The sequence below is a fragment of the Vibrio sp. L3-7 genome (assembly GCF_963898195.1).
GTDB classification, from domain to species: Bacteria; Pseudomonadota; Gammaproteobacteria; order Enterobacterales; family Vibrionaceae; genus Vibrio; species Vibrio echinoideorum.
The window spans coordinates 149,419-169,242 of the sequence record NZ_CAWQUW010000074.1 but is presented as its reverse complement, the minus strand read 5'-3'; the positions used below and the strand labels follow the sequence as shown (position 1 = coordinate 169,242).

General features: G+C 44.1%; 22 protein-coding genes. 7 read left to right on the top strand and 15 right to left on the bottom strand.

Features of this window, described 5'->3' with window-relative positions:
* Positions 1-103: 103 nt before the first annotated feature.
* The gene (gene aspA, locus AACW75_RS26260; protein ID WP_017073746.1) at positions 104-1,555 is read right to left on the bottom strand and encodes an aspartate ammonia-lyase; all 1,452 of its coding nucleotides are present in this window, start codon (positions 1,553-1,555) and stop codon (positions 104-106) included.
* Positions 1,556-1,839: 284 nt separating this feature from the next.
* Between aspA and AACW75_RS26255 the strand changes: the two genes are divergently transcribed.
* The gene (locus tag AACW75_RS26255; RefSeq protein WP_135457692.1) at positions 1,840-2,379 is read left to right on the top strand and encodes an FxsA family protein; all 540 of its coding nucleotides are present in this window, start codon (positions 1,840-1,842) and stop codon (positions 2,377-2,379) included.
* A 173-nt stretch (positions 2,380-2,552) separates the two neighbouring features.
* Here the strand turns inward: AACW75_RS26255 and AACW75_RS26250 are convergent, their stop codons facing one another.
* The 4 genes from AACW75_RS26250 to AACW75_RS26235 form a co-directional block, all read right to left on the bottom strand.
* Positions 2,553-3,032: a tRNA (cytidine(34)-2'-O)-methyltransferase gene (locus tag AACW75_RS26250; protein WP_135457694.1), complete on the bottom strand. Its 480-nt coding sequence runs from the start codon at positions 3,030-3,032 to the stop codon at positions 2,553-2,555.
* Between the two features lie 113 nt (positions 3,033-3,145).
* Positions 3,146-3,763: a superoxide dismutase gene (locus tag AACW75_RS26245; protein ID WP_145570032.1), complete on the bottom strand. Its 618-nt coding sequence runs from the start codon at positions 3,761-3,763 to the stop codon at positions 3,146-3,148.
* Positions 3,764-3,839: 76 nt separating this feature from the next.
* The gene (gene cpxA, locus AACW75_RS26240; RefSeq protein WP_145565541.1) at positions 3,840-5,222 is read right to left on the bottom strand and encodes an envelope stress sensor histidine kinase CpxA; all 1,383 of its coding nucleotides are present in this window, start codon (positions 5,220-5,222) and stop codon (positions 3,840-3,842) included.
* Positions 5,222-5,911, bottom strand: coding sequence for a response regulator (locus AACW75_RS26235; RefSeq protein ID WP_017073742.1), 690 nt, complete (start codon positions 5,909-5,911; stop codon positions 5,222-5,224). Before AACW75_RS26235 ends, cpxA begins: the two co-directional genes overlap by 1 nt.
* Positions 5,912-6,091: 180 nt before the next feature.
* On the opposite strand from AACW75_RS26235, the gene AACW75_RS26230 reads away from it, so the two are divergent.
* The 3 genes from AACW75_RS26230 (at position 6,092) to pfkA (ending at position 8,950) form a co-directional block, all read left to right on the top strand.
* Entirely contained in the window at positions 6,092-6,601 is a 510-nt protein-coding gene (locus AACW75_RS26230) for a CpxP family protein (protein ID WP_017073741.1), read from the top strand.
* 163 nt (positions 6,602-6,764) lie between these two features.
* Complete coding sequence (gene fieF, locus AACW75_RS26225) at positions 6,765-7,673, top strand: CDF family cation-efflux transporter FieF (protein WP_145570030.1); 909 nt, start codon at positions 6,765-6,767, stop codon at positions 7,671-7,673.
* 314 nt (positions 7,674-7,987) lie between these two features.
* The gene (pfkA, locus tag AACW75_RS26220) at positions 7,988-8,950 is read left to right on the top strand and encodes a 6-phosphofructokinase (protein ID WP_029224884.1); all 963 of its coding nucleotides are present in this window, start codon (positions 7,988-7,990) and stop codon (positions 8,948-8,950) included.
* 170 nt (positions 8,951-9,120) lie between these two features.
* Here the strand turns inward: pfkA and tpiA are convergent, their stop codons facing one another.
* Positions 9,121-9,891, bottom strand: a complete 771-nt coding sequence (gene tpiA, locus AACW75_RS26215) for a triose-phosphate isomerase (RefSeq protein ID WP_004729704.1) — start codon at positions 9,889-9,891, stop codon at positions 9,121-9,123.
* 249 nt (positions 9,892-10,140) lie between these two features.
* Between tpiA and AACW75_RS26210 the strand changes: the two genes are divergently transcribed.
* Both AACW75_RS26210 and AACW75_RS26205 read left to right on the top strand, forming a co-directional pair.
* On the top strand, positions 10,141-10,488 hold the full coding sequence (locus AACW75_RS26210; RefSeq protein WP_004729703.1) for a 5-carboxymethyl-2-hydroxymuconate Delta-isomerase: 348 nt from the start codon (positions 10,141-10,143) through the stop codon (positions 10,486-10,488).
* Positions 10,489-10,572: 84 nt separating this feature from the next.
* Positions 10,573-10,995: a DUF805 domain-containing protein gene (locus AACW75_RS26205; RefSeq protein WP_017073738.1), complete on the top strand. Its 423-nt coding sequence runs from the start codon at positions 10,573-10,575 to the stop codon at positions 10,993-10,995.
* Positions 10,996-11,096: 101 nt separating this feature from the next.
* On the opposite strand, the gene AACW75_RS26200 is transcribed toward AACW75_RS26205, so the two are convergent.
* The 3 genes from AACW75_RS26200 to glpX form a co-directional block, all read right to left on the bottom strand.
* The gene (locus tag AACW75_RS26200; RefSeq protein ID WP_017073737.1) at positions 11,097-11,444 is read right to left on the bottom strand and encodes a DUF3135 domain-containing protein; all 348 of its coding nucleotides are present in this window, start codon (positions 11,442-11,444) and stop codon (positions 11,097-11,099) included.
* A gap of 166 nt (positions 11,445-11,610) precedes the next feature.
* The gene (locus AACW75_RS26195) at positions 11,611-12,237 is read right to left on the bottom strand and encodes a helix-turn-helix transcriptional regulator (protein WP_135457702.1); all 627 of its coding nucleotides are present in this window, start codon (positions 12,235-12,237) and stop codon (positions 11,611-11,613) included.
* Positions 12,238-12,398: 161 nt separating this feature from the next.
* A complete protein-coding gene (glpX, locus tag AACW75_RS26190) occupies positions 12,399-13,406 on the bottom strand; it encodes a class II fructose-bisphosphatase (RefSeq protein ID WP_145570028.1) in 1,008 nt (335 codons plus the stop codon).
* A 324-nt stretch (positions 13,407-13,730) separates the two neighbouring features.
* On the opposite strand from glpX, the gene zapB reads away from it, so the two are divergent.
* Positions 13,731-13,973 (top strand): cell division protein ZapB, encoded by a 243-nt coding sequence (gene zapB, locus AACW75_RS26185; protein WP_017073734.1) that lies wholly within the window; start codon positions 13,731-13,733, stop codon positions 13,971-13,973.
* A gap of 109 nt (positions 13,974-14,082) precedes the next feature.
* Here the strand turns inward: zapB and rraA are convergent, their stop codons facing one another.
* The 6 genes from rraA to cytR form a co-directional block, all read right to left on the bottom strand.
* Positions 14,083-14,601 carry a ribonuclease E activity regulator RraA gene (rraA, locus tag AACW75_RS26180; protein WP_017073733.1) on the bottom strand — a complete coding sequence of 173 codons (519 nt, stop codon included), beginning with the start codon at positions 14,599-14,601 and terminating at the stop codon, positions 14,083-14,085.
* A 73-nt stretch (positions 14,602-14,674) separates the two neighbouring features.
* Positions 14,675-15,592 carry a 1,4-dihydroxy-2-naphthoate polyprenyltransferase gene (locus tag AACW75_RS26175; protein ID WP_017073732.1) on the bottom strand — a complete coding sequence of 306 codons (918 nt, stop codon included), beginning with the start codon at positions 15,590-15,592 and terminating at the stop codon, positions 14,675-14,677.
* Between the two features lie 155 nt (positions 15,593-15,747).
* On the bottom strand, positions 15,748-17,088 hold the full coding sequence (gene hslU, locus AACW75_RS26170) for an HslU--HslV peptidase ATPase subunit (RefSeq protein WP_017073731.1): 1,341 nt from the start codon (positions 17,086-17,088) through the stop codon (positions 15,748-15,750).
* A 56-nt stretch (positions 17,089-17,144) separates the two neighbouring features.
* Positions 17,145-17,693 (bottom strand): ATP-dependent protease subunit HslV, encoded by a 549-nt coding sequence (gene hslV / locus AACW75_RS26165; protein WP_017073730.1) that lies wholly within the window; start codon positions 17,691-17,693, stop codon positions 17,145-17,147.
* Between the two features lie 232 nt (positions 17,694-17,925).
* Positions 17,926-18,459 carry an SPOR domain-containing protein gene (locus tag AACW75_RS26160; protein ID WP_029224883.1) on the bottom strand — a complete coding sequence of 178 codons (534 nt, stop codon included), beginning with the start codon at positions 18,457-18,459 and terminating at the stop codon, positions 17,926-17,928.
* Between the two features lie 122 nt (positions 18,460-18,581).
* On the bottom strand, positions 18,582-19,586 hold the full coding sequence (gene cytR / locus AACW75_RS26155; protein WP_017073728.1) for a DNA-binding transcriptional regulator CytR: 1,005 nt from the start codon (positions 19,584-19,586) through the stop codon (positions 18,582-18,584).
* Positions 19,587-19,824 lie beyond the last annotated feature (238 nt).

The following is a 19,824-nucleotide window of genomic DNA, read 5'->3' as shown; positions in this document are numbered from 1 at the left end:
TCAATTGAGCAAAAAGGCAATTAACGGGAAATCCACAAATTAAGCATGGTTAACCGTATTGGAGCCTAAAAAAGGGCTCCGTTTGGAGCCCTGTTTGCTAGATTTACTCGTAGCGTTTTGCTTTATACTGAGGATGCATCAAATTTTCAACAGAGAAAATGTCATCAAGTTCTTCTTCGGTTAATAAACCGCGCTCTAGAACCACATCACGAACACTCTTACCAGTTTCTGCACAGATCTTACCTACAATGTCACCCTCGTGGTGGCCAATGTATGGGTTTAGGTAAGTAACGATACCGATAGAGTTGAATACGTGAGATTCACACACTTCTTTGTTTACCGTAATGCCGTCTACACACTTGTCGCGTAGGTTCACACATGCGTTTGTTAGAATGTCTAGAGACTCAAACATGCTTTGTGCAATAACGGGTTCCATTACGTTCAGTTGAAGTTGACCGCCTTCTGCAGCGAAAGAAACCGTGTTGTCGTTACCTAGAACTTTAAAGCAAACTTGGTTTACTACTTCAGGTACAACTGGGTTTACTTTAGCAGGCATGATTGAAGAACCCGCTTGCAGTTCAGGTAGGTTTAATTCATTGAAGCCAGTACGTGGACCTGAAGACAGTAGACGTAAATCGTTACAAATCTTAGACAGTTTAACGGCTAGACGTTTAAGTGCGCCGTGCGTCATTACGTATGCGCCACAGTCAGATGTTGCTTCGATCAAATCTTCAGCAGCAACACACTCTAGGCCAGTTACTTCTGCTAGGTGTTTAACCGCTAGACCTTGGTAACCCGGTGCTGCATTTAGACCCGTACCGATAGCTGTCGCGCCTAGGTTTACTTCAAGCAGTAGTTTTGAAGTGTATTCTAGGTTTTTGATTTCTTCATTGATGGTTACAGCCCAAGCGTGGAACTCTTGGCCAACTGTCATTGGAACTGCGTCTTGAAGTTGAGTACGACCCATTTTCAAGATTGTGTTGAATTCTTGGCTCTTAAGCTCGAATGCCCCTTTTAGGTACTCGATAGCATCAATCAGTTTGCGAACGCTGTTGTAAACAGAGATACGGAAGCCAGTTGGGTAAGCACAGTTTGTAGATTGGCTGCGGTTTACATGGTCATTTGGGTTGATGAACTCATATTGGCCTTTTTCTTTGCCCATCAGTTCAAGTGCAACGTTAGCAACCACTTCGTTCGCGTTCATGTTTACAGAAGTACCAGCGCCACCTTGGAAAACGTCCGATGGGAACTGATCCATACACTTGCCAGTGTCTAGAATTAGGTCACAAGCTTCAATGATGTATTTAGCCACTTCGCTTGGAATTACACCTAACTCTTTGTTTGCTAAAGCCGCTGCTTTTTTTGTCATCACCATACCGCGAACGAATTCAGGTACATCTGAGATCGTTACATTTGAGATATTGAAGTTTTCAATTGCGCGTAGAGTGTGGATGCCGTAGTAAGCATCAGCTGGAACATGACGTTGACCTAAAAGATCTTCTTCGAGACGAGTAGCTTGGGGAGCTTCAACTTGAGCTTCTGATTGAGTAGCCATAACAGGATCCTTAGAGAATTATTCTGATTATATAGTTAGTTATTAGCCTATTCTGTGTGCAAATACTCCGTTCGCTAGAATATTGGGCTGATAAATCCGTCCTGACTTATGTGGCACATGATACTGTACTTAGCGCATAAAAATATTAACTTGATCACCTTTTTCGTTTTTGTTGCGTCAATATTTAGTAAACTTATTCGGGGTCAATAAACACGCTTATTTACAGGATAAATTTGAGATTGGTAGGGCTTTCAGCGTAAACTGGATGTAACAAAGGAGGGCGTGTGTTTCCTATCTTATTATTACTATTTATCTTCGTACCGATCATTGAGATTGGCTTATTTATTCAAGTTGGTGGCTTCTTAGGATTGTGGCCAACTATTGCGTTGGTTTTGATTACCGCATTTGTTGGTGCATCGCTTGTTCGTAGCCAAGGTATTCAGACATTAATGTCTGTTCAAGGTCGATTACAACAAGGTGAAATGCCAGCTCAACAGATTATTGAAGGCGTGATGCTTGCAGTAGCCGGTGTATTGCTGCTAACTCCGGGCTTTATGACGGACGCTCTGGGTATGTTGGTATTGCTTCCAGCACCACGCGCCATCATCGCGAAAAAGATGATGGAGAAAATGGTGGTGACCAATATGTCTGGCGGCTTCCATGCGGGTGGACAAAGTGGTTTTGGCCAGAGTCCATTTGGACAAGACCCATTCAGTTCAGGTTCGTTTAAGCAAGATCCATCTGACCAATCAAAAGACGGCAACACCTTTGAGGGTGAGTTTGAGAAGAAAGACGACGATAATGATCGTAACCGCTTAAACTAATCCAGTTTCCCTCTTTATATAGAGGGAAGACAAAAACAAAAGGCTCTTACCTTTATCCTTCACATGAAAGCGATAATGGTAAGAGCCTTTGTTATTGCGTGTCGCCTGTTATTTACGATTGCTCGCAGGAGCCGGTAACAGGCCGTGTCAGCGGTTATTTACTGAGATTGGGATTACACCGCGCCTTCGAAACCCATTTGACGCCACGCTTCAAAAGCAATAATCGCGACCGCGTTTGATAGGTTCAAGCTACGCGCGTCTGGCATCATTGGAATACGAATGCGCTGCTCCATCGGCATACTTTCAATAAATTCAGCGGGTAGGCCGCGTGTCTCTGGGCCAAACATCAGTACATCACCGTGCTGGAATTTAGCATCAACGTGGTGGCCTGTGGTTTTGGTGGTGCAAGCAAAGATACGGTAGTCACCTTCACGTTCATTCTCTAAGTACTCAAGAAATGCTTCTAGATTCTTGTGGCGTTTTACTCGCGCTAGGTCGTGGTAGTCCAAACCGGCACGGCGCACTTTCTTCTCTTCAAAATCAAAACCAAGCGGCTCAATTAGGTGTAGGTTCGCACCGCAGTTAGCAGATAGGCGGATGATGTTACCCGTATTGGGTGCAATTTCTGGTTCGTATAGAGCGATATCAAACATGTTGGTTCACAAGAATAATCAAAGATAGCCAGAGTATACGGTGGCAAGCTGAGTGAGTACAGTTCACCACCTGTTGGCTATGCGAGTGATGCAAGTCAGATTCACTAAGATAGTTATACCTGTTTGGCTAGTACCTGAGCATAGTTTTCAGAGACAGCTTTCCAGTTCACAACATTCCACCATGCATTGATATAGTCAGGGCGGCGGTTTTGGTAGCTGATGTAGTAAGCGTGTTCCCAAACATCGAGTGCAAGAATGGGCTCGCCATTACTGGCAACGGTATCCATCCACGGATTATCTTGGTTTGATGTTGAGATGATTTTAAGTTTGCCGGCTTCTACGACTAACCAAGCAAAGCCTGAGCCAAAAGTATTGATTGCAGCTTGAGCAAACTGGTCTTGGAAAGTTTCGAAGTCTCCGAATGTACTATTGATCGCTTCACCTAGCTCGTCAGCTGGTTCACCACCACCATCTTGTGACATACAATTCCAATACAGAATATGGTTGTAGTAACCACCACCATTATTGCGAACGGCGGGACTGTGCTGAGAGATGTTAGCGAAAATTTCGGTGAGTGACTGGTGCTCAAGCTCGCTACCTGAGACCGCAGCAACAAACTTATCGTAATAGGTTCTATGGTGCTTGCTGTAATGCACTTCCATCGTTTTAGCATCAATGTAAGGTTCTAGGGCATCGTAAGCGTAGGGTAGATCCGGGAAAGTGTGTGACATGGTAAATCCTCCTTAATTCGAGGATTTACCATAATAATAATAACTCTCATTATCAACTGCGATCTTTGTAGGGGTATTACGCTGGTAAGATAGGAAGCGTGATTTCTAGTTGTAATCCACCTAGTTTGCTGCGACTTGCAGTGATAGTTCCGCTGTGTTGGCGAATCGCACTTTCAGTAATGGTTAGCCCCAATCCTGTTCCTCCTGAGTTTCGATCTCTCGCCGTTGAAACACGATAGAAAGGTCGGAAAATCGAATCCAATTCGTCATCAGGAACGCCTTCGCCGTTGTCATTCACGCAAATCGTCAGTTGGTCTTGTTGAACGCTAAATTCCACATCAACCTGATCTTTACCGTAGTAGATGGCATTGCGAGTGATATTGTCTAGCGCGCTCATTAACAGCTTTGGGTTGCCTGAAATAGAGCGATCTGGGATCTCTGAGAATTTCATCTGCTTACCCATTTGCTCTGCTTCAAACTCTGCATCTTTTAGGATCTCTTCCCATAAGCTCGATAAGGGTTGCACTTCACGAGTGATGTGACTGTCGACTTGCATGCGAGATAAAGTTAAAAGCTCACTGATCATCTGCTCTAGACGCTGTGCTTCGGTATCGATACGTTCAAGTTCTTGGCTATCGCCTTGCTTACGAATCGCAAGTGCATTCGCCATGCGTAATCGAGTGAGTGGAGAGCGCAATTCATGAGATATATCAGACAGTAAACGTTGTTGTCCCGAAATCATCTGATTTACCGCTTCGACCATCTGGTTAAAGCTCTCACCGGCTTGTCTGAATTCTGACGTGCCTTTTTCCAGTTGAGGATCAACCTCAAACTGACCTTTAGCAACGCGTTGCGCTGCAAGTTCCAGCCTTCGTGCTGGTTGGCTTAGTGCCCAAGCTAACCAAAGTAGCAGTGGGGTACTCGCCAGCATCACGGCAAGTAATAACTGTAACGGTTTATCAAACAGTCGTAGTAAAAATGGCGGTGGCTGATCCCATTTCACTCCGATATACATCATTAGGTCTTCACCTGCGAGTGCGACTGGTATTGGGCCTGCCACCATGTAATGCCCATACAGCTTTTGTTTTGGCACTTCAGGGTTATCAATCGTAGTCACGAAATTACGAATCGCTTTTACTTTGTAATCGGAATGCTTTTTAGTCGTTAACACCGAGCCTTCAAGATCGGTCAGGTACATGCGAGGACGCGTGTCTTTTCGGCTTCGTGTCGGGCCTTCCAGTTGGAAGACAATCTTGCCTAAGTTGTCTTCTTTGGCGAATCGCTTCTCTGTGCTCTTCGCAATACGTTCTAATTTCTTGAGGTGATCGACTGGTACATCGCGAGCAACTCGTGGATCTAAGTGTGGCAGTGATAGCACAGACAAAAGCACCAGTAACATGGTGAACCAAAAGATAGCAAAGATACGTCCATATAAGCTGGTGATTTTAGGTATACGCATTAATCCTCCTCTACTAATAAATAGCCACGACCTCGTAAGGTCTTGATTCGAGGTTTCCCGCCACTGCGTTCTGGAATTTTCTTACGTAGGTTTGAGATATGCATATCAATTGCGCGGTCAAACGCCGCCAACCGTTTACCCAACACATCTAGGCTTAATGCTTCTTTAGTGATTACCTGTCCCGGATTCTGGATTAAGTGGCTCAATAGAGCGAACTCTGTGGTGGTGAGGTCGAGTACTTGCCCATTACAGTAAGCTTCTTGTTTACCGGGAAAAATCTCTATGTCTTGGTATTGAATGGTGTCACTGGCGGTCTTTGGTGAAGTGTTGGTTTGTGTGCGACGCAAGATGGCACGAATACGAGCAAGTAACTCGCGGTCACTAAACGGTTTTGGTAAGTAATCATCCGCGCCAAGCTCAAGGCCGATAACACGGTCGATCTCTTCACCTTTTGCAGTCAGCATCAATACTGGCGTTTCCCAATTTTCTCTCAGTTTCTTTAGTGTTTCCATGCCATTAAGACGCGGCATCATTACATCTAATAGGATCAGGTCAATCTCATCATTAATGGCATCGAGCCCGGCATAGCCATCGTTGGCTTCGAAAACAGTAAAGCCCTCAAAGCTAAGAATGTCTTTAAGTAAGCTGGTTAATTCGGTGTCGTCATCAATAAGAAGAATGTTCGCCATTGGGAAGCCTTAATCGGTTATTTACACGTTAATAATACTGCTAATTATTTGTTCGCTTGCACTCTTTACGATTCTTTACGCTTTCTAAACGTCACTTTACGAGAGAAAGACTAATCTATATTCAAGCGCTGAGAAACAGACGCAACACATGACTTATTATACCGAATTGAGGCAACAATTATGAAAATGACTAAGAAACTTGTACTAGCAGCTGCAGCACTTCCATTAATGTTAGGTACAGCAAGCGCGTTCGCATATGGCGGCGGCGATAAAGGCGACCACAAAGGCATGCACGGTAAGTGTGGCGGCTTCGATAAAAAAGTGATGCGTCAACTAGACTTAACTGACGCTCAAAAAACAGAATTAAAAGAAATGCGCGAAGCGAATCGTGCAGAGATGAAAGCAAAACACTCAGGTAACAAAGCCGATAAAATGGCGCAAATGAAGGCGCATCATGAGAAAGTTCAAGATTTAGTACTAGCAGACAACTTTGATGAAGCGGCAGCTAACGACCTAGCAAGCCAAATGGTAGAGAAGCAAACTGAGCGTCGCGTAGCAATGATGAAAAAGCAGCATCAAATGATGAGCGTACTGACAGCAGAGCAAAAAACTCAGCTGAAAGAAATCCAACAAGAGCGCATGACTAAGTGTGCTGACAAAATGGAAAAGCACATGAACAAAGACAAATAGTCTTTAGTTTAATCTGGTGCTAAGCCACTAGAATGATGTGAAAAAGCGGCCGTGTGCCGCTTTTTTTGATCCCTTTAAATGAATGTTTTACATCATGGCTGTCATATTCAATTGATTGTTTGCAGGTTATACTTTGTCCTATCAGCCATTTTGTAGCCAATTTATGAAACAAGAATACGCACGTCTAGTTACGCTCGCCGCTTGGGCAGCCACAACCATCGCCACTATTTTATTGATCGTGAAGGTCGCAGCATGGTGGGTGACCGGTTCTGTGAGCCTATTGGCTTCAGTAGTGGATTCTCTGTTAGATATTGCGGCATCAGTCGTTAACCTTATCGTCGTTCGTTATTCTCTGCAGCCCGCCGATAAAGAACATACTTTTGGTCATGGTAAAGCGGAGTCATTGGCGGCATTGGCTCAGGCGATGTTCATTTCAGGCTCAGCCTGCTTCCTTATTCTCAATGGTATTGAGCGCTTCTTTAGGCCTCATGAACTGAACTCCCCAGAAATTGGTATCTACGTCAGCTTATTCGCGATGGTAATGACCTTCGGTTTGGTTCGATTCCAAAAACATGTTGTGAACAAAACCGGTAGCCAAGCGATTGCCGCTGATTCATTGCATTACCAGACGGATCTCTACATGAATGCAGCGATTATGCTGGCATTGGCGTTGAGCTGGTTTGGCATTGGACAAGCGGATTCGGTATTCGCAATTGGTATTGGTATCTATATTCTTTACAGCGCTTATCAAATGGCCAATGAAGCTATCCAATCATTGCTTGATAGAAAGCTATCGGACGAAGAGCTTAAACAGATTAAAGAGACGTCGTTGAGTATCGAAGGTGTGTTGGGTGTGCATCAATTACGAACTCGTCGCTCTGGACCAATTCGCTTCATTCAATTGCACTTAGAACTTGAAGATAATATCCCACTTATTGAAGCGCACCGCATTTCTGACGAAGTAGAAGACAAGCTTATCTCCGTTTTCCCTGATGCTGATGTATTAATTCATCAAGACCCGTATTCGGTGGTATTTGGCCCAGAAAAACAACAGAAATTTCATTCTTGGTAATGAGAGTGAAAGCCGCACGCAAATGGCAAGTGGCTAGCTTTTGGACTAGAGTGAGTAAAAATCACTAATTGTTTGGTGATACAAAAACCACCGTATAACAATTAATGTTGATTCTGATGTGAATCAACAAAATTATTGAGTAAAACTGTAATACTCTTACAGAAGTAGAAATGTTACATAAATTTAAGCGATTTAAGTGCTATTCCTATTGAGGAAATGTAACATAAAGCACAAATATAGATTTAAAATCTTGTTGATATACAATCAGCAAGCAAAAGAATTGAATAATAGATTCCCAAAAATCGAGGGTGAGCATGATTAAGAAAATCGGTGTTTTGACCAGTGGTGGTGACGCTCCGGGCATGAACGCAGCAGTTCGCGGCGTAGTTCGTACCGCGTTATCAGTTGGCATTGAAGTTTACGGCATTTACGATGGCTACCAAGGCCTTGTTGAAGACCGTATTGAAAAGCTTGACCGTTCAAGCGTCTCTGACGTCATCAACCGCGGCGGTACTTTTTTAGGTTCTGCACGTTTCCCTGAATTCAAAGATGTTAAAGTTCGCGAGAAAGGCATCGAGAACCTTAAGAAGCACGGTATCGAAGCACTTGTTGTTATCGGTGGCGACGGCTCTTACATGGGAGCTAAGAAACTGACAGAGATGGGCTACCCATGTATCGGTCTTCCAGGCACTATCGATAACGATATCGCAGGTACTGACTACACAATCGGTTACCTAACTGCGCTTAACACAGTTATTGATTCAATCGACCGTCTACGTGACACGTCTTCTTCTCACCAACGTATTTCTATTGTTGAAATCATGGGCCGTCACTGTGGTGACCTTACGCTTATGTCAGCAATCGCAGGCGGTTGTGAGTACATCATTACTCCTGAAACTGGTCTAGATAAAGAGCAGCTGATCAACAATATCCAAGATGGTATTGCGAAAGGTAAGAAGCACGCAATCATCGCTCTAACTGAGCTAATGATGGACGCGAACGAACTAGCGAAAGAGATCGAATCTTCAACTGGTCGTGAAACTCGCGCAACGGTTCTTGGTCACATCCAACGTGGTGGTCGTCCTACTGCATTTGACCGTGTACTGGCTTCTCGCATGGGTAACTACGCTGTTCACCTTCTTCAAGAAGGCCACGGTGGTCGTTGTGTTGGTATCGAGAAAGAAGCGCTTGTGCACCACGACATCATCGATTGTATCGAGAACATGCAGAACCCAGACCGTTCTGAGTTGTTCCGCGTTGCTGAAGAGTTATTCTAAGCCACACTTAGTGTTTGCTTAAAGAATTTAAAAACCGCTGATTTATCAGCGGTTTTTTTGTACCTGTCGGTTTAGCTTTGAAACTAAATTACAGTTAATAGAAAACAATAGGCAATAAAAAAGGCCAACCTAAGTTGACCTTTCATTCAATTTAAACGGTGACGTTTAAATTAAGCTTTTGCTTCAGCTGCTGCTTTAGCGATAGCTGCAAAGCTTTTCGCGTCAAGCGCTGCGCCGCCAACTAGAGCACCGTCGATGTCTGGTTGTGCGAAGTAAGCTGCTGCGTTTTCTGGTTTAACAGAACCGCCGTATTGGATAACAACTTTCTTAGCAACGTCTTCAGATTTTTCTGCGATGTGTGCACGGATTTGAGCGTGGATGCGTTGTGCATCTTCAGCTGTCGCTGCTTTACCAGTACCGATAGCCCAGATTGGTTCGTAAGCGATGATAGCGCCTTCAAGAGCTTCAACACCTTGAGTGTTGATAACTGCGTCAAGTTGACGTGCACATACTGCAACAGTTTCGCCTGCTTCGTTTTGTGCGTCAGATTCACCGATACAAAGAACTGGAGTTAAGCCGTTCTCTTTTAGGAATGCGAATTTCTTAGCAACGAATTCGTCAGACTCAGCGTGGTATTCACGACGCTCAGAGTGACCGATGATGATGTGAGATGCGCCGAACTCTTTAAGCATTGCTGGAGACATGTCGCCAGTGAATGCACCGCTGTTGTTTAGGTCAGAGTTTTGAGCACCTAGGATGATCGCGCTGCCCGCTTCAGTAAGCGTACGCTCAGCAAGATCAACGAAAAGTGCTGGTGGAGCAACTGCTACGTCTACGCCTGTAACGCCTTCAAGTTCAGCGTTAAGACCGTTTAGTAGATCAACAACCATTTCTTTGCTGCCGTTTAGTTTCCAGTTACCCATAACTACAGGATGACGCATAGGAATATCTCCAAAGTATTTAAATAAATCGAATGTAAAAAAGTAAACTTTATTACGAAATAATATAACAGATTAATATCAACAGATCATGACTGTGGTCATTACTTTCTTGGATCTTACTCAATGGTCAGAGTGGATTTTGAGCATATATCAGTGATCCGGCAGACAGAATAATAGCTAACTTCTCGGATTTTTCACCGTTAGTTGCTATTAAGGGACAAACGATTGCGTTAACAATAGGAAGTAATAATGCCGAATCTAGTTCTAGAGTACTCAAATTCAGTGGATGAGCGAGTGAATATCCAAGGTTTACTAGAAGATCTTCATCAAGTTACATTAAACTGTGGCTTGTTTGATGTTCCTTCTGTGAAGTCTCGTTCACTGCGTTGCCATAACTGGCTGGTCGGTGATGAAGAGGATAATGTGGATTTCGTTCATATTAGCTTTGAGTTACTTTCAGGACGGACGGAAGAGCAAAAAAGAGAATTGTCTCGTTTGTTAATGCAAACCTTACAAGAACAGGCAAGCCATATCCGTAGCCTAACGGTCAACATACGAGATATGGATAAAAGTTGCTTTCAGAAAGTGATTAACTAACTAACTAACTAACTAACTAAAAGTGATTAACTGGCCATTTGCTGCTAACTTTTTGGTAGCGTATTAATTTTTGAGTATTTTAAGATGTCGATGAAAGATTTACTGCTCTCTTTCAAAGGGAGAATTGGTCGTAAGACTTACTGGATTTGGAATATTTTCTACTATGTCGCGATTACTGGTTTTGCTTCCGGTATTTCGGTTCTGTTCCCTGCATACTCCTATATCCTGCTACCAATCTTCTTACTGCTGCTGGTTATCCCAGATCTTGCGGTCACCGCCAAGCGTTGGCATGACCGTAATAAGTCGAATTACTGGCTATTGTTGAATGTGCCACTGGTACTTGGACGTTTGGCTTCGCCAATGGTAGCAACGACCACAGAATCGGTATCGCCAATTCACATGGCAGCAACGGTTGCAGCATTAGTGTGTGGCTTATGGATTTTGATTGAATGTGGATTGCTCAAGGGTACAGAAGGCCGTAATGATTACGGTGAAGACCCAGTGTAAACATTGAATGATGAGTATATAAAGGGAGCATTGTGCTCCCTTTTTGTTTTTGGTCTCTAATATTTTGGCTACTGATGTTTGGACGACTGAGTAAAGCTTGTCTAGTACATTTTAGGTTCTGTATTTGGCCTAAAGGGCACCACATTTTCAGCCGTAGGTTCTTCAAAACTACAGCGGCCTTGAAGTGCATCTTGGAATTTGCAGACTTGGCAACGCAACTCTTGCATGAGTACGACATTCGCATGGTGTGGATTTTTACAACGGCTGACGACTAAATCGAGGTGGCTTTGCTGGGCTCGAAGCCGGTCTTGCATTTCCTCTGAGGCAGAACAAATCATTTGTTCACACATCTCGTGTTTGAATTGATCGAATGCTTTCGGATCGCGTTTCGCGAGTTGGACGAGTTCGTCAAACGGGGGCAGTTTTTGATCCGGCTGTGGATGAGCCATGATTCCTTCCTTAGCATTAAGCATGTTTCATATGCTTTAAGCTTAAGAAAGAAATCAGTACAAATTTTAATCAATTCGTATTTTCTCAATTTTGAGACAAGATCAATGGCTTGGTGTTAGGCTGCTGGTATTGGTATTGGTATTGGTATTGATATTGATACTGATATTACGATAAAAGCACTGGCGTTAAAGTATAAGTACAACGTCGCTCGCCAGCGATAATGTGCTCAGTACGACTTACATGACATTCATCTTTGAGTAACTCAGTAAATACATTGAGCTCAGATTGGCAGAGGCTCGGACAGCGAGTGGCTGCTTTACAGATAGGACAGTGGTTTTCGATCAAGATGTAGTTATCACCTTGTTCTTGAAGTTCAGCCATGTAGCCTTCTTCTTCGCGAAGTTGAGTGAGTTTTTCAAGCTTACTGATCAGATTATTACAGTCGGATAGAGCGGCTTGATATTGCTTAAGAGTGTGCTGTTCACGCTCAGCTGCAACTTTGGCTAAGCCTTCTTTGCCAAATAGGTTTTCGACAGCATCAATCACTTGAATGGTGAGTTCGCCGTGTCGATCTGAAAATTGGCTATGGCCTTGTTGAGTCAAAGACCAGTGGCGGGTAGGGCGTCCTACTTTTACTTTTACGTCATGAAACGCAAGAATACCGTTATCTTCCAAACTTTGTAGGTGCTGTCTTGCACCCATCGTCGTCATGCCAAATTCTTCTGACAATTGTTTCGCGGTTACCGCGCCTTGACGCTTAATGGTTTGTAAGATTTTGTCGCTTGTTTTCATACTATCCCTACCTCATGAACCTTACTATTATGGGGCAAGGTGTTTATAAAGCAAACCATTTACTATAACGACAGTCAATGATGTGATTGTCGAAGACCAATAAAACAAAAGGCTGATACTTGGTATCAGCCTTCGAATGTTCTATTTAACCTAGTTTAGGTCTACAGGATATGGCCTATTACTTCTGGGTCTTTACGCTCTAGGTAGTGGATAGACTTGATGCGGCGAATCGTACGGCAGCGACCACGGATAAGCAGAGTTTCTGTGGTTGCGATATTACCTGTACGAGTAATTCCCTCTAGCAAGTCACCTTTGGTGATACCTGTTGCTGAGAACACAACGTTATCGCTGCGAGCCATGTCTTCCATCTTCAGAACGATGCCTGCCGTTACGCCCATTTCAGCACAACGCTCTAGTTCAATTTCACCGTGTTTACGGTTTTCTTCTGTATCGCCTTTTACTTCATGACGAGGAAGAAGACGACCATGCATGTCACCGTCAAGCGCACGAATAACAGCAGCTGACACCACACCTTCAGGTGCGCCGCCGATGCAATACATTACGTCTACTTCGCTATCAGGCATACACGTTAGGATAGAAGCAGCTACATCACCGTCTGGCACTGCGAATACACGAATGCCCATTGCCTGCATATCGGCGATAACTTGATCGTGACGAGGCTTAGCAAGTGTCGTTACAACGAGAGTATCGAGTGTTTTACCCAATGCTTTGGCAATGTTTTCTAGGTTTTCGGTTAGTGGTAGGTTTAGGTCAATAGCGCCTTTAGCACTAGGGCCTACAACTAACTTTTCCATGTACATGTCAGGTGCTTTAAGGAAGCTGCCTTTTTCGCCTGCTGCAAGTACAGCCAATGCATTCGATTGGCCCATTGCTGTCATGCGCGTCCCTTCAATTGGGTCAACGGCGATATCGACAGCATCGCCGCCCACGCCTACGTTTTCGCCGATGTATAACATAGGTGCATCATCGATTTCACCTTCGCCAATAACAATCTCACCGCTAATTTCGGTTTTGTTCAGTAGGCTACGCATTACTTCTACAGCAGCGCCATCTGCAGCGTTTTTATCGCCACGGCCAAGCCACTTGTAACCAGCTAGTGCTGCACCTTCTGTGACACGAGAGAATGACATTGCTAAATCGCGTTTCATGCGGACTCCAAAATTTTCAAAGGGGGAATAGAAATTTCGCGGCGAATTTTACCATATCCCGAAGGAAACGTTTGCCTTTTTGTTTTTTAGGGATTGCTCTTGATCAATTTGCGGTGGAAAATAGGTAATATTCATCAAAATAATCAGTCTGTTGTTGTGTTGGGAATAGTTCACGTCAATATTCGGTAAAAAGCGCTGTTTTTTTCATCGAATGGCGCAAAATAACGAATATATTGAGTGTTTATCCTTGCTCTGCTGAGTAGAATGGGGAAATAAGTGGAGTGAACCTTCACCATCAAACGGATAACTTAAAGGTAGGCCAGAATGTCTTTTGAAGTACTAGAGCAGCTAGAAGCAAAAATTCAAACAGCAGTAGATACAATTGCACTTCTTCAAATGGAAGTGGAAGAGCTTAAAGAAGAGAAACAAGCACTAGCAACAGAAGCTGGTGAGCTTAAAGCAAGCCGTCACGAGCTAGAGCAAAAAACTCAGGAAATGCAGGAAGAGCATTCAGCATGGCAAGATCGCATCCGTAACCTTCTTGGTAAAATGGATGACGTAGAGTAATCGACTCTTCGGATTTAAAAAACGCCCGCTACTGAGTAGCGGGCGTTTTTGTTTGTATTTTTATACTTCGTGTTCTTATGCTTTGTTTTATTATTTAAAGCTGAGTGAATTACTCTACCTCTTCTTCTTCAACATCCAGATCGAGCTCTACATCGAGAGGCTCTGCCGAAAGAATAATGCCCGTGTTGTCTGCATAGAGGTAATCTTCCGGTAAGAAGGTTACGCTACCAAAGTTGACCGGAACGTCAACCTCGCCAATATTTTCTTGGCCAGCACCAACAGGAATAGAGGCCAAAGCCTGAATTCCTAGGTTCATGTCTTCAAGCTCATCGACTTCACGTACACAGCCGTAAACCACAATACCTTCCCACTCATTGTCTTCGGCAAGCAGGGCAATTTCAGCATCGATCAGCGCTTTGCGTAGTGAGCCGCCACCGTCGATTAACAACACTCGTCCTAGACCATCTTGCTCTAATACGGAGCGAATTAAAGCGTTGTCTTCAAAACACTTTAATGTCGTGATCTGTCCGGCGAAGGATGCTCGTCCACCGAAGTTGCTGAACATTGGCTCCACGACATCAACTTGATCCAAATATATGTCGCACAGTGCTGAAGTGTTGTATTCCATTTGCGTACCTTTTGAACAATGAGCTTAGTTTGAGTATATCGGTGCTTGATCCCTTTGCAATGATTAGTCTCAATTAACTCAATAGAGTTTGAGCTACGACAACCCCTGCAAACAATAGGTTAGTGACCAGTGAGCATTTAACAATAACAGGCATCATTGGCGCGATCTGTGCAGGTTTCTCTGTTTCCCAAACGGCCTTGCCATGCTTGTAGACAATAATAATACTGAGCAAAAACGGCAGGCTGATCCAGACCGGTTTCTCTTGAATGAGCAGGTATAGAGCGAAAGAGGCAAGGGCAAGGCCAAGCAGAGCAAAATGATAGTGCTTGGCTTTACGTTGGCCTAGGCGAACCGCCATGGTGCGCTTACCACATTCGCTGTCGTTTTCAATATCACGCATGTTGTTGATGTTGAGAACGGCAACCGCCATGAGTCCACAGCCTAGTGCTGGAAGGAATAAGCTTGGTTCAACATGGCCAGTGTGTAAAAAGTAAGTACCGGATACACCGAGTAGGCCAAAGAAGATAAATACCGACAAGTCACCAAGGCCAATATAACCATAAGGTTTGTTACCCACTGTGTATGCAATAGCCGCGACAATTGCTAATACGCCGAGTGCAATGAAAGATAGAATGCTTTCAATTGAGCTCAACGCATGGAAAATCAGAATCAGCCCAGCTAACACGGTAAATACGATGTTGAGGATGATCGCTTGCTTCATGGTTTTAGCCGTCACAACGCCAGACTGCATTGCGCGCGTTGGCCCTAGACGGTTTTCATTGTCTGTGCCTTTAACCGCATCGCCGTAGTCATTCGCTAGGTTCGACAAAATCTGTAATAGGGTGGCCGTTAAAAATGCCAATAGTGCTATCGATAGAGAAAACTGATCGCTGGCGAACGCTAAACTACTTCCTGTAAGAATAGAGACGAGTGCGAGAGGCAGAGTTTTCGGTCGTGCGGCATCAAGCCAAATCAGTAGAGATTGTTTCATCGTAGGTCTATTTCTTTGTAAGTCTTCGTTTCAAACTGTGATTTGAGTATACGCCCATTTTTCGGGTAATAAAAAGCCCACTCGAAAGTGGGCCTTGAATTCGCTTATTAGCTGCTATTTCTTTGAGATAGAGCAATAAGTTGGAGTTTCCTGTGCTACAGGATGAAGCGACTTAGGTCTTCGTCTTCTACGAGCTCGCCAAGCTTAGATATTACATAAGCTTCATCAATCACCAATTTGCTGCCTGCTCTGTCTGTTGCGTCGAATGAAATCTCATCCATTAGGCGCTCCATTACTGTGTGTAGACGACGCGCACCGATGTTCTCAGTGGTTTCGTTAACACGCCATGCAGCGTCAGCGATTTGGTTGATGCCATCTTCAGTGAACTCAATGTTCACATCTTCTGTTTTCATCAGGGCAATGTATTGCTCTGTTAGAGATGCTTTTGGCTCAGTTAGGATACGTTTAAAGTCATGTGCTGAAAGCGCTTCAAGTTCTACGCGGATAGGCAGACGACCTTGTAGTTCAGGGATTAAGTCTGATGGCCTAGCCACTTGGAATGCACCTGATGTGATAAACAAGATGTGATCAGTTTTTACCATACCGTGCTTAGTCGATACTGTGCTGCCTTCAATTAGAGGCAGTAAGTCACGTTGAACACCTTCACGAGATACATCTGGACCTGAACTGTCGCCACGCTTACAGATTTTGTCGATCTCATCGATGAATACAATGCCGTTGTTTTCAGCGTTGAAAATCGCGCTCTCTTTTAGCTCTTCTTGGTTCACAAGCTTCGAAGCTTCTTCTTCCGTCAGTGCTTTGAATGCGTCTTTGATTTTCATCTTGCGCTTTTTCTTGGTGTCGCCAGCTAGGTTTTGGAACATGCCTTGTAGCTGGTTGGTCATCTCTTCCATACCTGGAGGTGACATGATTTCAACGCCCATTTGCGGTGCTGCGACATCGATTTCGATTTCTTTGTCGTCTAGCTTACCTTCACGCAGTTTCTTACGGAAAATTTGGCGAGTATTTGAAGAGGTAGTCTCTTCAGTTGATTGCTCATTTTGACCCCAAGCATCACGTGCTGGCGGTAAAAGAGCATCAAGAATACGTTCTTCAGCTTGTTCTTCAGCGCGGTATTGTACTTTTTCCATCGCTTGTTGGTGTGTCATTTTGATCGCGACATCCGTAAGATCACGAATGATGGTCTCAACTTCTTTACCAACGTAGCCAACTTCGGTGAACTTAGTCGCTTCTACTTTAATGAACGGCGCATTAGCAAGCTTTGCTAAGCGGCGAGCAATTTCAGTTTTACCTACACCCGTTGGGCCGATCATTAGGATATTTTTTGGTGATACTTCAACACGCAAGCTTTCTTCAAGCTGCATACGGCGCCAACGGTTACGTAGTGCGATAGCAACTGAACGTTTTGCGTTGTCTTGGCCAATAATATGGCGATTCAGTTCGTGAACGATTTCGCGAGGAGTCATCTCAGACATGGTATTTCCTTAATTCTTTTATCACTGTTAGTAGCGTGCAATTGATCCGTTGAAGGTTACTCTGGTTTCGGTAATTCAACGGTGCTTTCTAGTTCTTCAACAGTGTGATGATGGTTGGTGAACACACAGATATCGCCAGCAATATTCAGCGACTTTTCTGCGATTTCACGAGCATCTAAATCTGTATTTTCTAATAGAGCCGTTGCAGCAGCTTGCGCAAAGTTACCGCCGGAGCCGATCGCAATTAGGTCATTTTCAGGCTGAACAACATCGCCATTACCTGTGATGATCAGTGAAGCTGTTTCATCCGCAACAGCAAGTAGAGCTTCTAATTTTCGTAGAGCGCGATCACTACGCCATTCCTTCGCAAGCTCAACGGCAGCTTTGGTTAGGTGGCCTTGGTGCATTTGCAGCTTGCTTTCAAATTTTTCGAATAGCGTGAAAGCATCAGCAGTACCACCAGCAAAACCGGCCAGTACTTTGTTGTTGTATAGGCGACGTACTTTACGGGCATTGCCCTTCATTACAGTATTGCCTAGAGATACTTGTCCATCACCCGCGATGACGACTTTATTATTACGACGTACAGATACTATGGTAGTCACGAGTAGGGCCTCTTAAATATTCTTATCTTTGGGTATAAAAGCTATATGAGGATGACACACGGATAATTCAAGGAACCGCGAGTGATGTCGCGCAACTAATGGGGGGAAGTTGTAAGTAATTTTGGCTAAAGGGGGAGGGGATAAAAGAAAACCTCCACAATGGGAGGCTTTCGATGTTTTACTTTTACTGGGATTGGAATTGCTATTGCAACTGTTATTCCAAGTACAGCGATTAGTCCGTGTCTTTCCAAATCGCGCAAGGCTCGATTTTGGCACGTTGCAGTTTATGGCGATCTCGCTCGGCATCGCGCTTCAGTTTGTATGGTCCAAGAACCACTCGATACCAGCTGCTGCCATCTTTCTTGCGGATTTCGCTTGAGATACCTTGGAAGGCAATATCTAACTTACGAGCTTCTGCTTGTGAAGATGTTTTGTAAGCACCACACTGCATAACGTAAGGGATCTTTGAGATCTGCTGCTCTTTCGCTTTAACTTCAATCTCGCGGCTTGGCAGCGTTTCAACGTAATCCCACTTCTCTTCAGGAGGTGGTGGAATTACTTTGGTTGGTTTTGGCTTAGGTTTACTAACCACTGGTGCCGGTGTTGGTGGCTCAGGGTCATTACTCAGCAAGTAAAGTCCGTAGCCAAACCCGCCGGCAAGCAGGATCGCCAAAAGACCACTGCGCCAAGGTTTACGGCGAGGGGCTTGTTTCTTAGTCGTTTTTTTTGTGCCACGACCGCGCTTTACATAATCTCTATTAGCCACAAGACAATTCAATAGTTGATGATTCTGCTCTCATGGTAATCCAGATTGAGTGAGGATAATAGTGCAGAAATGGAAGCGGCACATCAAAATGTGCCGCGGCTTGATATCGGTATTTTGTGCTATTAAATTCGTGGTGGTGCAGTACTGCCTCGAACCACCAATTTAGCTTCAAGCAGACGTGAACCCGCTTGAACATCGTTACCTTTAAGGAGATCAAGCATCATCAACATGGCTTGACGCCCAATCTCGTAACGAGGCTGAGAAATCGTCGTTAGCGGTGGATCGCAGTATTGAGCGAATTGGATGTCATCGAAGCCAACAATTGATAGGTCTTGAGGAACACGTAAGCCTAACTTCTTCGCTTCTTGAATTGCACCAATCGCCATCGCATCGTTATGACAGAAAATCGCGGTTGGTTGCTCTGGAAGTGCCAATAATTGACGAACCGCTTTCGCGCCAGCTTCAAAGGTAAAATCGCCCACTGTACTGTAAGCAGGGTTCATTGATACTCCAGCGCGGCGCAGGGCTTGTTGGTAACCTTGTTGACGGAACTTACACAGGGTTGCAGTCGCGGGGCCAGATATTTGAGCAATACGCTTATGACCTAATTGAGCTAGGTAGTTAACCGCCTCAAATGCAGAGGTTAGGTTATCGATGTGTACTGTGGGTAATTCAAGCTCAGGAGCAAATTCACAGGCCATAACCATTGGCGGTAAATTCTTTTGTTCAGGTTTGCTGACATCAAATGGATGATCAGTACCAAGCAGCAACATGCCATCAGCTTGTTTGGTGAAGACTAAGTTTACAAATGATGATTCACGTTTCTTTTGTTGACCACTGTCGCCAAGTAGAACGAGGTAATCATTTTCTACTGCGGCGTCTTCGATGCCACGAATGATCTCGGCGAAATAAGGGTCACAGATATCAGGAACGATAGTGATGATGGTTTTTGATTCGTTGCGACGTAAATTTCTAGCTAATGTATTGGGTGAGTATCCAGCTTCAAGTACTGCTGCTTCCACTCGTTTACGAGTAGAAACCGAGACTTTTTCAGGGTTCATCAATGCACGTGATACCGTTGCAGTTGAGACGCCTGCTAGCTGGGCAACATCCTTCATTGTCGCCATAAATTAAACCCTCTTTTAAGTTCCTTTGCTGCCTAAGTATCTAAGGCGTGAATAATTAATACAATCGGATAGATATTATGAAAGTGTTGCTAACACTTTTTTTATTGCAATATTTTATTCGTTTCATCCGTGTAAAGTTACGGCTAGATTAACAAAAATCACATGACTAGTGTGAGGTTGCTCACGAGAAATATGAAATAATTGTGAACAAACTTATCATTAGTTTTAACCCCGTAAG

Bases quoted from the DNA above. Each gene is read 5' to 3' on its own strand.
- aspA (WP_017073746.1), bottom strand. From the start codon at position 1,555: ATGGCTACTCAATCAGAAGCTCAAGTTGAAGCTCCCCAAGCTACTCGT.
- AACW75_RS26250 (WP_135457694.1), bottom strand. From the start codon at position 3,032: ATGTTTGATATCGCTCTATACGAACCAGAAATTGCACCCAATACGGGT.
- AACW75_RS26245 (WP_145570032.1), bottom strand. From the start codon at position 3,763: ATGTCACACACTTTCCCGGATCTACCCTACGCTTACGATGCCCTAGAA.
- cpxA (WP_145565541.1), bottom strand. From the start codon at position 5,222: ATGCGTATACCTAAAATCACCAGCTTATATGGACGTATCTTTGCTATC.
- AACW75_RS26235 (WP_017073742.1), bottom strand. From the start codon at position 5,911: ATGGCGAACATTCTTCTTATTGATGACGACACCGAATTAACCAGCTTA.
- AACW75_RS26230 (WP_017073741.1), top strand. From the start codon at position 6,092: ATGAAAATGACTAAGAAACTTGTACTAGCAGCTGCAGCACTTCCATTA.
- fieF (WP_145570030.1), top strand. From the start codon at position 6,765: ATGAAACAAGAATACGCACGTCTAGTTACGCTCGCCGCTTGGGCAGCC.
- pfkA (WP_029224884.1), top strand. From the start codon at position 7,988: ATGATTAAGAAAATCGGTGTTTTGACCAGTGGTGGTGACGCTCCGGGC.
- tpiA (WP_004729704.1), bottom strand. From the start codon at position 9,891: ATGCGTCATCCTGTAGTTATGGGTAACTGGAAACTAAACGGCAGCAAA.
- AACW75_RS26210 (WP_004729703.1), top strand. From the start codon at position 10,141: ATGCCGAATCTAGTTCTAGAGTACTCAAATTCAGTGGATGAGCGAGTG.
- AACW75_RS26205 (WP_017073738.1), top strand. From the start codon at position 10,573: ATGTCGATGAAAGATTTACTGCTCTCTTTCAAAGGGAGAATTGGTCGT.
- AACW75_RS26200 (WP_017073737.1), bottom strand. From the start codon at position 11,444: ATGGCTCATCCACAGCCGGATCAAAAACTGCCCCCGTTTGACGAACTC.
- AACW75_RS26195 (WP_135457702.1), bottom strand. From the start codon at position 12,237: ATGAAAACAAGCGACAAAATCTTACAAACCATTAAGCGTCAAGGCGCG.
- glpX (WP_145570028.1), bottom strand. From the start codon at position 13,406: ATGAAACGCGATTTAGCAATGTCATTCTCTCGTGTCACAGAAGGTGCA.
- zapB (WP_017073734.1), top strand. From the start codon at position 13,731: ATGTCTTTTGAAGTACTAGAGCAGCTAGAAGCAAAAATTCAAACAGCA.
- rraA (WP_017073733.1), bottom strand. From the start codon at position 14,601: ATGGAATACAACACTTCAGCACTGTGCGACATATATTTGGATCAAGTT.
- AACW75_RS26175 (WP_017073732.1), bottom strand. From the start codon at position 15,592: ATGAAACAATCTCTACTGATTTGGCTTGATGCCGCACGACCGAAAACT.
- hslU (WP_017073731.1), bottom strand. From the start codon at position 17,088: ATGTCTGAGATGACTCCTCGCGAAATCGTTCACGAACTGAATCGCCAT.
- cytR (WP_017073728.1), bottom strand. From the start codon at position 19,586: ATGGCGACAATGAAGGATGTTGCCCAGCTAGCAGGCGTCTCAACTGCA.